Annotated in this window: 6 protein-coding genes; all 6 read right to left on the reverse strand. The window is 60.6% G+C overall.

The annotated features are described in order from the left end of the window. Positions 1-899 precede the first annotated feature (899 nt). Entirely contained in the window at positions 900-1721 is an 822-nt protein-coding gene (locus FNJ47_RS38675; protein ID WP_163161086.1) for an adenylyl-sulfate kinase, read from the reverse strand. Between the two features lie 79 nt (positions 1722-1800). Further along, the gene (locus tag FNJ47_RS38680) at positions 1801-3741 is read right to left on the reverse strand and encodes a tetratricopeptide repeat-containing sulfotransferase family protein (protein WP_163161087.1); all 1941 of its coding nucleotides are present in this window, start codon (positions 3739-3741) and stop codon (positions 1801-1803) included. A 10-nt stretch (positions 3742-3751) separates the two neighbouring features. Then, positions 3752-5731, reverse strand: a complete 1980-nt coding sequence (locus tag FNJ47_RS38685; protein WP_163161088.1) for a tetratricopeptide repeat-containing sulfotransferase family protein — start codon at positions 5729-5731, stop codon at positions 3752-3754. Beyond that, a complete protein-coding gene (locus FNJ47_RS38690) occupies positions 5728-7182 on the reverse strand; it encodes an HlyD family type I secretion periplasmic adaptor subunit (RefSeq protein ID WP_163161089.1) in 1455 nt (484 codons plus the stop codon). The genes FNJ47_RS38685 and FNJ47_RS38690 overlap by 4 nt, the downstream gene beginning before the upstream one ends. Next, on the reverse strand, positions 7172-9295 hold the full coding sequence (locus FNJ47_RS38695; protein WP_163161091.1) for a type I secretion system permease/ATPase: 2124 nt from the start codon (positions 9293-9295) through the stop codon (positions 7172-7174). The genes FNJ47_RS38690 and FNJ47_RS38695 overlap by 11 nt, the downstream gene beginning before the upstream one ends. A gap of 70 nt (positions 9296-9365) precedes the next feature. Then, positions 9366-12449 carry an Ig-like domain-containing protein gene (locus FNJ47_RS38700; RefSeq protein ID WP_163161090.1) on the reverse strand — a complete coding sequence of 1028 codons (3084 nt, stop codon included), beginning with the start codon at positions 12447-12449 and terminating at the stop codon, positions 9366-9368. Positions 12450-12625: the final 176 nt, after the last annotated feature.

The following is a 12625-nucleotide window of genomic DNA, read 5'->3' on the forward strand; positions in this document are numbered from 1 at the left end:
TGATTTTCCGATCTCGCGCGCCACCGAGATGCCTACTTGGGGAAGCAATGGGACTTCAATGAACAGCGATCGCAATCGCGCTTCTGAGGGTCGCGAAACACGCGACTCGTCTCTCCCCAGCGTTACCACTCAGCATATCTAGTATCGGGCGCCGATCTGGGCCGCGCGTATGGGCACGTCGCCGGCTCGGCAGGCGAATGCCGTTGGCCTCCGTATATTCCAGGACCAGTTGAGCGGCGGGGAAGCTACCGGCGATCGAGGCTGCTCATTACCTACTGGCCTGTCTCGGAAACTTTTGTCGCGCACGTCCAACCTGGCACGGCTCTATACGCTTCAGGGAGCCTGCTCACATTGGCTGGAGCAAGATTTTTCTTGATCTCCCGGTACACACGTCGTGCACACGACGCCTTCTAACCGATTGAAGAACTTCAGCTCTCAGTCCGATCCATCATCGGGGCCACAGAAAAGCGATAGTCTTGATATTCCAATTACTTACCCTATCACCTGAGGGGACTGGAGCGGGAACAAGTGCACACGTGTGCACTCCAAACCAGCCAAAATTGCACACGCTTGTACCGCATTTGATCTCGCCGTGCACACGTAGCGCACACGAAATCGGGGTGGAGTGCACACGCGACCCACTATGTCTCCACCTCCTTCGACGCTCCAGGATCGTGGATCAACTCGATGCCAATCTCCGAGAAATTCTGAGCGAGTTTCGGGTCGATCGTGGCGGCCGTATCGGTTGAAGGGCGGCCTACCCAGCAAGCCGATGCAGCCGCCAAGAAAGCTTGTTGCAGCGGTACGAACCGCACGAGCAAATTCGGTATCGGCCTAACCGCGCGCACCCGCGCGTAACGTCCCACACCCAAGCCTCCGGCGATCGCACCTTTTGCTACCTATTCCGCCGTCGCTGCTGGGCCGATCGCAAGCGTCCGAACCTCCGCGGCACGTATGTTGGTCGCAGAGATTTGGTGCACTGACTGATCGAGATCGAGACGCTCGATCGTGTACCGAACATCTCTTCCATACATTACGCTGGTGATGTTCGGCACCCGAACGATAACGTACAGACCTTCGTAAGCACGTAGTCCGTGCTCTATTCGGGATCGCACATACTCGAAGTCGAAGGGATTGCTCGCATCCACCCCTGTCGTGTCACGCACGGCGATACAGGCTTGCCCAACCCGACGAATACCCTCCACGATCAGGGCCTTGTGACCGTCATGAAACGGCTGATAGCGACCAACGAAGAGCGCTGTGGGCTTCTGCGAATTGAACACTGGCCTGACCAGGCGGCAAATCTGCTCCGCCCAGTATTGGGGAGAGCCTTCCGCATCGACGCGAACGTCAAACTGCTCGGGCATGACGAACAGCCGGTTGGTGTCAGAAAATCGACTTATCTGAATCCGGTCCAGCCAGACCACGAAGGCTGGACCTCCCTTAAGAAAAGCTGCACGCGCTGCCGGTATCGGACAGATAAAGTCCGCTATTGCGAAGCCCCCCGTCCGCACGACCTGGTCACACAACCAGCCCATCCGAGTGGCGTGTTCAATGCGATCGGCCTCGTCAAAACCAAGATCCTTGTTGACGTTGCTTCTCACCTCGTCGGCGTTGAAGACCACGGCGTTAAGTCGCGGTGCAAGTGCGTTGGCAAGAGTCGTTTTGCCGGCGCCCGGAAGCCCCATGATGAGGATTTTTCTCGGAGCGGTGACTCTCATTGTATCCCTCCAAGCTCCCTGTCATGCCGCCCGAGCTCTGACGTGGCGGGCAGCGCATAACGGGCCAATGCCGCGTCTTTCAGTCGCCTTGCCATTCGCTGCCTTGCTTCGAAAGGACGTGGCGGGTCTGCGGATGCCCCCCGGCCAGCAAACGATCGAAGGCATCGAGCCACGGTTCGTAACGCCGCCATCGGGATACGGAAGTGCCGTAGATCGGCTGCCGCGCCTGCCACAAGCTCGCTGTCTTGATCACTCGTTGATTCCGCTCCGGCCGAAGGCACGCCTCGTTCCATTCCAGGCCGCAGAAGTCGAGCATCCTTCGTATGACCGGCTCAGGCGCCCCGACCAGCTCCTCATACCCGATCTCGAGCAGAAAGCTCGAGGGCAGCACACTCCGCCAATGGTCGGTCAGTCTCTCGTACTGCTGGTAGTAGTCGACGATCCAGGCTCGATCGAAGGAGAAGTCCATACCGTTTGCAAAGTTGTTGAAATAGATCGAAAGGCACGTATCGATCGGGTCACGACGACAATGGATGACGCGGGCGCCGGGAAAGGCTGCATGCAGCAGCCCGACATTGTGGAAATTCTGCGGCAGCTTGTCGGTGACCCTGCGCACGTCAGGCGAGATCTGCCTCAACATGACCTGATATGCGCTCTGTGTCTCCCGCATCCATGCGGGATCGATCCTGCCATCGCGATCCACTCCGAAATCAGCAGCGCGGTCGGTCCAGAAGGTCAGCTCACCACCCGCTGCGACCTCAGGATGGCTTGAGAGGATTTGTTCCGCCAATGTGGTGCCCGAGCGCGGCATGCCTACGATGAGCACCGGCACATCCCACTGGCTCGCCATGTCCCGGTTGCGCGCGATGAATTGCGGCGTGAAGCGCTGGACCAATCGGTCAACCAGGCCCGCATGCGCCTCGTGGTCATATCGCTTGTTCCTCACGCGCTTCTTCAAGGCATTGGCGCTGTCGAAATGCTCAATGGCGTGACGATACTCACCAAGATCGTCATAAGCCTTGCCCAACGCGAAATGAACAAGAACGGCCTCGTGCCCGGTGATGGCCGGGTTTTCCAGCTTGAGCTCCAATTGCCCGATCAGGGGCCTGTCCGCCTCCGAGAGTTGCTTCACCTCGACCAATCCGACTGGTCCCAATATGTCCTGAGCATTGAGCGCGTTGGCCAGATCGAATGACGCGGCGGCTTCCTCGAAGCGTCCTCCCTGCATCAGAATGGTACCCAGCATCGCATGCGCATCACTTCTGCGCGGCTCAAGCGAGATCGCACGCCTGACCAGCTCTTCCGCCGCAGCGTCGTCGCTCGCAAAGCCCTGTACCCTGGCCTCACACAACAGCGCGAAAGCCGTGCCAGGTCGCAGGGCAGCGGCAGCCCGGAAGCATTCGCCGGCACGCTCGCGATGGCCCTGCTCTTCCAGCAGCAGGCCGAGCTTGAAGTGTGCTTCCACCAGGCTCGGCCGCAGCCGCGTGGCTTCCTGATAACATTCGACAGCCGCGGGGAGCGAACCGAGCGCCTCCGACGCAAGCGCCATGTTGTAATGGATGAGCCCGGATTTCGGATCGAGACGCAGCGCCTCGGCGAAGCGATCAGCAGCTCGCCGGAACTCGCTCGCGGCCAGGTGCACAAGCCCGAGATCGTTCTGGGCTTCGGCACTGTCCGGCTGAAGGCACAGCGCTACTTCGAGCGCTTTGGTGGCGTCCGCAAGATTGCCGGCCTGTCGGAGCAGGTTGGCCAGTTGGATATGAGTGGACGCAAGATCAGGATGAAGAGATACCGCTCGTTGCGCGACCTTCAACGCAAGCGGCAGCCTATCGGTCTGCCCGGCTATCGCGGCCAATATCTGCAGGCCGGCCAGGTGATCAGGCTGCTGTGCCAGGATCCGGCGCGTAAGCCGCTCCGCGTCCTGCCCCTGCCCGTTTCCGTACGCGTCGATCGCATCCCTCAGCAGCGTCGGGATGTCGGAGGACGATGCCAGCGACAGCGGCGCGCCGTCGGGCACCATGGCGATTGTGTCACTCATGCCGGTTCAATGCCTCGAACAGGGGACCGAGATGTTTCTCGTAGTTCCGCCATCGCCCGACCGAGCTCTGATACAGGGGTTGCCGGACTTGCCAGTAGCTGACGGTCGAGACCGGACGTTCGGTAAGATGAAAGTCCAGGCAAGCAGGCTCCCATTCCAGACCGAGAAATTCGATCAGACGTCGGCTTTGACCTTCCAGATCGGCGGTCAGAGCCTCGTAATTCATCTCGATCATCCGGTTGGGCAGTAACGTCATCCAGTGTCGGGCCAAACGATCGATCAGCCGCGCCCTGTGGCCGCAATCGGCGAGGTCATAGGAAAAATGCTGGGCTCCCGGGGAGAACATCTGGAAGTAGCACGACAGCGCGGTATCGCGATCGTCGCGACTGCACCAGATGATCCGCGCTCGGGGAAACAATCGCATGACAAGACCAACGTGAAGAACGTTGTCCGGCATTTTGTCGACCACGCGACATGCGCCTTTCGCATCGCCATACAGCTTGACGATGTGATCCTTCGCGAGCTGACGCGCCGTCTGATGAAACTTGTCCACCGAGCCGGCAACGTCCGGCCTGTTCAGGACATTGTCGAGCCGGATGATGTCGCCGAGCTCACCCGCTCCGAATACGCGTGAATGGCTGGCACAGATCTGCTCGACCAGCGTGGTGCCGGATCTCGGCATTCCGACCACGAATACCGGCAATTCCGACATGTTGCTGAAATCAGCCGGTGCAACGCTCGAACGATCCGGGAAGCCTTCGATCAGTTGCTCGATCCGGATGCTGAAACCGTCCTTGTCGAATTGATCGGCCATCCTCGGCCAGATTTCGCGCACCAGCGCATTTGCAGCCGCATATCGGGCAAACGCTTCGTCATATCGCCCGGCCTTGTCGAGCAGGCGTCCAAGGCCGAAACCCGCGGTGATGCGACCGTCGGTACCTGTATCAGACCGCTCCAGCAGCTCAACGAGGTGCAGCTCCTCTTCGACCTCCAGCGCCTTACCCTCACTGAAAACGTGCTTGTATGATCGCAGATCCCCGGGGCTGAGAGCGCGGACCTTGTGGGAATAACCGTCGGCTTCTTCGAACCGCCCCAGCGATCGCAACGCCCAACCGATGCCAGTGAGCGCATCAGGCATATCAGGTGAAAGCGCTTCTGCCCGTTCGAAGCACCCCAACGCATCGTCAGCCCGATTGAGGTAGATGAGCGTGGCGCCCTTCGCACACAGGAATTCGGGAATGTCCGGCTTCAGGGCCAGTGCCTTGTTGTGGCACCGCAGTGCTTCCGGCAACTGTCCCAGATCCCTGAACTGCGTTCCGAGCACGTAGTAGGTTTCAGCTCTGTTGGGCGCCAGGGCGATGATCTCCGACCAGTGGCGTTTGGCGTCCTGCAAGCGCCCGGCCCACCGAAAGGCAATAGCGAGCTGGATGCGCGCCGGCATGGAACCGGGATCGATCGCGACCGCCGCCTCGCAATAGGAAACCGCCGCTTCATAGCGACCGATCTCCATCAGCAGCCTTGAAAGTTCGGTGTAGGCCAGGATCATGTCAGGCTTGAGCTTGATGGCGCGCTGATACGCGCTCATGGCCTCCTTGTTGTCATTGATCGCTCGCAGCGCCGCTCCGAGGTTGACCCATGCCTCGGGATGGCCGGGGTGAACCTGGATCGCTCGCCTGATCGTATCAATGGCCGGCTGGACGTTGCCACGCTGCAATTCAATGGCGCCGAGCATATGGAGCGCCTGCGGATGGTTGGGCAGCCTTGCAAGGATGCCGCGGTATCCGGCTTCCGCCTGCTCCAGATTGCCGGATTTGTGCGCCGTGACCGCAGCGGAAAGCGTATCGGCGATGTCTGTCACCTGAGTGCGGAACCCCTCGTTCCCCTCAAACAGCTGAACCAGCTGCGCGCGGAATTCTTCGGCAGGACCACGCCCGGTGTTCGTCCTCGTAGTTGCCTGGGATGCCTTGCTCATCGCTCGCGCAGACTCTCGTGTCGGTATCTCATGATCGGCGACAGGACATACTCGATCACACGCCGTTGTCCGGTTTTGATCTCCGCTGTCGCTCCCATGCCGGGCCCCAGCTGCATTTTCCCCTGCTCGGTGTCGATCGCAGTCTCGTTCAGGGCAATGCGCACCATGTAAGAGGACTCGCGTTCCGAAGAACTTTGCGGAGGTTGCTCCTTCGCCGCGAGGGGATCCTTGCCGGCTGCGTCACCGGATGGGTGCGCGTATCGCAAGGTGTCGTGACCGACAAGGCGGACGATGCCGTGCAGGAGGCCGTAGCGCGTATAGTTATATGCCTCGATCTTCACTTCCGCGGGCTGGCCAATCTCGACGAAGCCGACTTCACGGTTCGGCAGCACCGCCTCGATTTCGAGCTTCGACTCCCGAGGGACCACGGCCATCAACGTTTGCGCCGGCGTCACAATGCCGGCAATTGTGTGGACCGACAGCTGTTCAACGGTCCCGTCGACCGGTGACCGCAGCGTCTGCAAGACGGTACGCTGTCGGGCCTTGATCCCGTCCTGCGACAATTGGGCGGCATTCTGGTTCGCCTTGACCAGTTCCTTGATATCCTGATCCCGCAACTCCTCCTCGGTCTGCTTCCACTGATGCGTCAACGCAGCGACCTGCGCGGCCGTCGCGTCGACGTGATGTTGTGTTGCGGTGCGGGTGTGTATTGCCTCGACCAGCTGCCGTTCGGACTCAAGCAGGTTGACCTTCGAGGTGAGACTCTTCTCCAGCAATTCCCTGTACATCCGCACCTTCTCTTCGAGCAGTGGAAGGGTCGCATCAATCTTCGCGATGGTTGCCTTGGATTCGTCCCGCTCGGCCGCCTTGGCCTGAATCTGTTGATCGACGCCGTCAAGCTTGGCCCGGTGCTGCGCCAGCTCGGTCAACAATTGCCGCCTTGCCGTCTCGACCAGTGCGGCGTCAGCGTCCGACGGGACAACGAAAGCCCCCGCGTCTCCGGTCAGCTGCGCCGACAGGCGCGCTGCGTCGAGTTTCGCCTGCATCAGATCGCGCGCTATCCGCTCGACGTCCGCTCCGGTTGTGGTCGGATCGAGCTCAATCAGTACATCACCGCGTCGAACCTGATCGCCTTCGGCAACCGCGATCCGCTTCACGACGCCGATTTCGAGCGGCTGGATCAGCTTCACCTCGCCGGCCGGAATCAGCCGTCCGTTCGCGACCGCGATGATGTCCACCTTGCCAAGACAGGCCCAGGTCACCGCCACCGCCACCAGGAGGACGATGACCGCAATCATCAGACGCCCGGTGGGCGAAGCCGGTGTATCGATGATCTCAAGCGCCCCGGGCAGGAACTCCCGCTCCGCAGCTCGCCGCTCGGTCGCCGAGCCCCGCGGGAAGAGGATCAGTTTGCCGGCCGTACGACCGGCAGGAGCCCCGTTAGACGGCATTGGAGATCCCCGACTGTAGCCGGTAGAGCTGGGCATAGCGTCCCGACCGCCGGAGCAATTCTTCGTGCGTGCCCTCCTCCACCTTTCGTCCGCGGTCGAGCGTGACGAGACAATCGGCGCCGCGGACCGTCGAGAGCCGGTGTGCAATCACGAGCACGGTCCTGCCTGCCGCGATACGACGCATGTTTTCCTGGATGATACGCTCGCTCTCATAGTCGAGTGCGCTCGTGGCCTCATCGAAAATCAGGATTCGGGGATTTGCCATCAGCGCGCGGGCGATCGCGATACGTTGGCGCTGACCACCGGACAACGATGCTCCGCGTTCGCCGATCATCGTATCGTAGCCGTGAGGCAGCTCCAGGATGAAGTCGTGTGCGCCCGACAGCGTCGCGACGCGGATGATCTGCTCGATCGGCGCGCCGGGATCGGCCAGCGCGATGTTCTCTCGCACCGAGCGGTTGAACAGGACATTGTCCTGCAACACGACGCCGATCTGCTGGCGCAACCAGGACGTATCGATCATCGCAAGATCGGCCCCGTCGATCAGCACCCGGCCGGATTCCGGCGTATAGAGCCGCTGGACCAGCTTGGCCAGGGTGGACTTGCCCGATCCCGATGGTCCGACGATGCCGATCACCTGGCCCGGCGCCACATTCAGCGACACGTCAGTCAGGACCGGCGGTCCGCCTGCCAGATAGCGGAACGTGACATGTTCGAGCCGGATCTCGCCCTTGATCGACGGCAGCGAGGCCGCACCCATCTGCGCCGGCTCGCGTTGCGTATTCAGGATATCTCCCAAGCGAGCGATCGAGAGCCTGGCCTGCTGGAAGTCCTGCCACAGCTGTGCGATGCGCAGCACCGGCTGGGCCACGCGTCCAGCCAGCATATTGAAGGCGACCAATTCGCCGACAGTGAGCTCGCCCGCCATCACGCCCTTGGCTCCCAGATAGAGCGTGACGACGATGGTGAATTTGTTGATGAACTGAACGATCTGCCCGCCGATGTTACCCAACGTCTGCGTACGGAAGCTCGCCCGGACATAGCCGGACAATTGTTCCTCCCATCGCCGCTGCATTTGCGGTTCGACGGCCATTGCCTTGATGGTTTCGGCACCGCTGATCGACTCGACGAGGAAGGCCTGATTGTCGGCACCTCGAGCAAACTTCTCATCGAGGCGGCGGCGCAACACCGGGGTCAAGACCAGGCTGATGATCACGTAGAGCGGCAACGACGCAACAACGATCCACGTCAACGGAGGGCTGTAGAGGTACATGACCCCGAGGAAGATGAAGGTGAAAAACAGATCGATCGTGAGCGTCAGCGCCGAGCCGGTGATGAAGTTGCGGATATTCTCCAGCTCGCGCACGCGTGCCACGGAATCACCGACACGGCGGTTGGCAAAATATGCCAGCGGCAAACCCAGGAGATGATCGAACAGCCGCGCGCCCAGTTCGACATCGATGCGGTTGGTGGTGTGGCTGAACACATAGGTCCGCAGCGCACCCAGCGTCACCTCGAACACCGACACCGTTGCAAGGCCGATCATCAGCACATCGAGCGTGGACAGACCCCGATGCACCAGCACCTTGTCGACGACGACCTGGAAGAACACCGGCGACACGAGGCCGAGCAGTTGGAGGAAGAAGGATGCGACCAGGACCTCCGAAAGCACATAGCGATAGCGATGCACGGCCGAAAGGAACCAGCGCACGTCAAAGCTATTGACCAGCATCGTGGGCGAAAACCGTTTGCTGAGCAAAATCAGCTCGCCGGTCCATTCCTGCTCCAGCTCCGAGCGCTCCACGAGATGCGGGAGTGCAGCGCCCGCGACGTGCACCGCGGCCCGACCATCGACCAGACGGCTGACGATGCTGAATCGACCATCCTTGTTGACGAGAATCGCCGGCAGTGGCGTTTTCTCGAGCCGGTCCCAGCCTGTCTTTACCAACCGCGCCCGCAATCCAAGACGTCGGGCGATGCGAAGCAGGTCTTCATCACTCGCGCTTTGGCCAGCCGCTAGGTGATGGCGGCCTATGGCGACGGGGTTCGCCGGCACGCCCAGGTGTCGCGCAATCTGGCAGAGCGCGATCAAACCCGTATCAGCCCCGGCGATGACTGGTACGGGCCCCGATTGCTCTTGATCGACGTTTGCCACAGCCCAACTCGACCGACTACATCGACACCTACACCGTCTGCGCTACAGTCTGCTGCCCGAAACCATTCAACGCGAACGTCTTGTTGTAGATCGGCGGGAATGTGCCGAGTTGGACGGTCGTTCCGGCCTTGAATGCCGTGAAGGAGCCGATGTGGCTGACCGACAGCGCCAGCGCGGTGATCGAGGCATTCATGGTCGCGCCGAGCGAAGTTTTGTTGGTCAACGTCGCTGCCGGCACCAAGCCGAGGTTGAGGTCGATCTTGCCGTCGTGGTTCAAGTCGTGGGTCGACGCGTTCGGAATCGTCAGCGGCGTGCCGAACGACAGGGACTCGACCGTTCCGTCCTCCAGGACCAGCGCAGGTACCAGGCCGGACGAATTGAGATCGAATTTCTGGACGACGTTCAGACCGATGCCCAGGATCAGGTCCAGCACGTCGATCGACAGCGGACCAACGTTGATATCGGTGACGTCGGAGCCAAGAAGGATGTTGCTGGCAATCGCGACGAGATCGCCCGAGAGGTTCACGATATCGTTGCTCGTTCCCGTACCCGAGATCGTACCGGGGTTCGGGTTGCTGCCGTTGGTGTTCACGTTGGGGAATGCGAGGGTCAGCGATCCCCCTTTCAGGTCGATGGTCGTGCTCAGCTGGCTGCTTTTCAGACTGAACCCGAGCACCGGCTTGGTGAACGACCCGACGGTAACATTCACGCTTGGACCGGCACCGAAAACGGTGGCGTGTGCACCGGCAGAGAGGCCGAGATCCAACCCGAAAGTGAACGATCCGCTTGGACCATGAGCCGTGAAGTGCCCATTGCCCAGCTCCATATCGGTCGCCATGATCTGCAGGGTGTCGGTCGTCTTGTTGTAAGTCGAGTCCAATCCGACCTGGAACGGCAGCGTTGCGCTGATGTCGCCCGCCGTTATTTTCAGATCCGCCTGAACTCCGGCCCTGAAGTGCAAATTGGCGCCCGCGCTTGCGATCGTGGTCGAGATGCCCAGTGTGCCGATCACAGCCTTCTTCGAGGTGCTGTAACTCTTGTCGATGCCAAGGAACCCGGTGTTGAAGTCCTTGCTGAAGGCTGCTCCCGTATCCCAGATGCTCTGACCCGAAGTCTGGAAGTTCAGATCGTTCGATGTCTTGACGTTGTCGATCGCGATCGACTGGCTCGTGCTGTTCGAGGCGGTGACCGCGGTATTCTCCGTCTCGGCCGCCGTCGCCGTGATACCCAGCGAATCGACAACCGAGGTGTCGGTCGGCATCAGGACGTCGATCTCATCCTGAAAACTGCCCTGATTGGAGGAGTTGAGCGTGATCGTGTTGCCTGACAGCAATCCGAGCGTGTCGGTGATCGAACTGGCGCTCGTGGTTCCGGTCAGGTTCAGCGCGATGCTCTGGATGAAGTCCGACCCCTGGTTCACGGTACCAAAGTCGCCGGATTGAGAAGTGACTTGCAGGCGAACCTCGTTGATCGGGTCGCCGGGCTGCATCGGCAGAACTTTCACATCCACCGACGGCGTGTCCGCCACCGGCGTTTCCTTGACGGTGAGCAGCGTGACGGCGTTGTTGCCGGCACCGTCGGAGGAATAGACCTGGAAGACATCCTGACCTCCGGTCGGCATTCCGTTCACAATGTCGTCGAGGATTGTCGGCGTATAGATGAGACTCTGTCCATCCGGCGCGATGCTGACCGTGCCGTATTTGGGCCCAAGCGGTCCTGGCGCTACCTGCGTAATCTTCATGTTCGCGCCGCTGACCAGATTGCCGATCGGGATCGTGATCGGCGTATCCTCGAGCGTCGTCTCGGTATCCGCCGTAATGGTCTGGCTGATCGTCGTGGACGCGGTGGGCGGAACGCCGGTGTTCTCGGTCTCGGCATTCGTTCCGGTCATCGACAGGGTGTCACTGAACGTCGATCCCGAAGGTAGTGAGACAACGAGTTCGTCCGTGAACTGTCCCGGATTGGCTGGGGCGCCGATCAGGTTGCCGGACAACAAGCCGGCGGTATCCGTGACGGTAATTCCGCTGATATTGGTACCGGTCAATGAAAGAGCCAAACTCTTGATATAGTCCGACGTCTGATCGATCGTGGCGAAGTCGCCCGATGTCACGGTCACATCGAACCGAACCGTTGTCGCGGCGTCTCCCGCATGCGGCGCGGCGATCTGATCGGTCACCTTCGGCGGATCGGCAACGGGCGTGGCGTTCACCGTAACGAAGCTCGTGACTTCGCCGCCAAAGCTGTCGGTCACACAGACCTGGAACGCGTCCTGGTTGCCGGTGAGAATCCCGTCGACCATGTAGTCGAGTGTCGTCGGCGTGTAGATGAGGCTCTGACCGTCCGGCGCGATGGTGATTGTGCCGTACTGCGGTCCTTCCGCCCCCGAACCGATCTCGCTGATCCTCAGGATCGCGCCGCCGTTCCTGTCGGTCGCCAGAGCGCTCACCGGAATCGTGATCGATGTATCTTCCAGCGTTGTGACCGTATCGGGCGTCGCCGTCGGCGCATATGGCGCCACAGCTTCAAGTTTCTGCCCAACGCTCAGCGTTCTGATCCCGACGATGCCGGTCTCACCCGCCGGATGCAGGTCATCAATTGACAGGTCATGAGCACTATCGCTCAAGACGAAGCTCGCGGACTGGATATTCAGATGATCGCTGCCTATGCCGGCCAACCCGAACTCCATGCCGACGTCAAACGCCGGCACCTTGGCGCCGTTCAGATTCACCCCATTCTTCAGGTTGATCACGCTGCCCGCGCCAGTCACGAACTGCGTGATCTGCGGATCGCCGCTGACCGTAAGACCGGATAGCTTGTTGTTGGTAAGATCGAAGAAGAGCCCCGACAGGTCGGCCTTCGGCCCAAGCATGTTCACTGTGAAGTCGAGATTGCCTCCGTCCTCGACAACCGTGACGGTCGCGCCCGGCGAGCCCGGCACAGTGAACGTGATACTTCGGGGACATACCACCTCCGCTGCCGGCGGAGAGGTCGGATCAGTGGGAAGAAGAACTCCGTCTATTTTTCCGTAGAGGGCGGCAGGGAAGCTGACGTCTAAGAGGTTTCCATCTGACCAATACCAGATGCCATCCTTGCTCTTGAGGACCAACGTCATCGTCGCCTCCCTCTATCACTGATGAAAAATGAACGGCTACAACTGACTTCTCCTCGCGGACGCTCCTGGAAAAAGGAGCTCGCGGCACTGCGCATTTCGGTCGATGGACCACAAATATTTCGGGTAAGCGTCGTCAGCATTGCACAGTTGCTACGACCCCACAACACCTATCGTTT

The organism is Bradyrhizobium uaiense (assembly GCF_010811875.1).
GTDB lineage: Bacteria > Pseudomonadota > Alphaproteobacteria > Rhizobiales > Xanthobacteraceae > Bradyrhizobium > Bradyrhizobium uaiense.

What these genes read in the sequence shown, in the direction of transcription:
- FNJ47_RS38675 (WP_163161086.1), bottom strand. Translation starts at nt 1,721, where the DNA reads ATGAGAGTCACCGCTCCGAGAAAAATCCTCATCATGGGGCTTCCGGGC.
- FNJ47_RS38680 (WP_163161087.1), bottom strand. Translation starts at nt 3,741, where the DNA reads ATGGTGCCCGACGGCGCGCCGCTGTCGCTGGCATCGTCCTCCGACATC.
- FNJ47_RS38685 (WP_163161088.1), bottom strand. Translation starts at nt 5,731, where the DNA reads ATGAGCAAGGCATCCCAGGCAACTACGAGGACGAACACCGGGCGTGGT.
- FNJ47_RS38690 (WP_163161089.1), bottom strand. Translation starts at nt 7,182, where the DNA reads ATGCCGTCTAACGGGGCTCCTGCCGGTCGTACGGCCGGCAAACTGATC.
- FNJ47_RS38700 (WP_163161090.1), bottom strand. Translation starts at nt 12,449, where the DNA reads ATGACGTTGGTCCTCAAGAGCAAGGATGGCATCTGGTATTGGTCAGAT.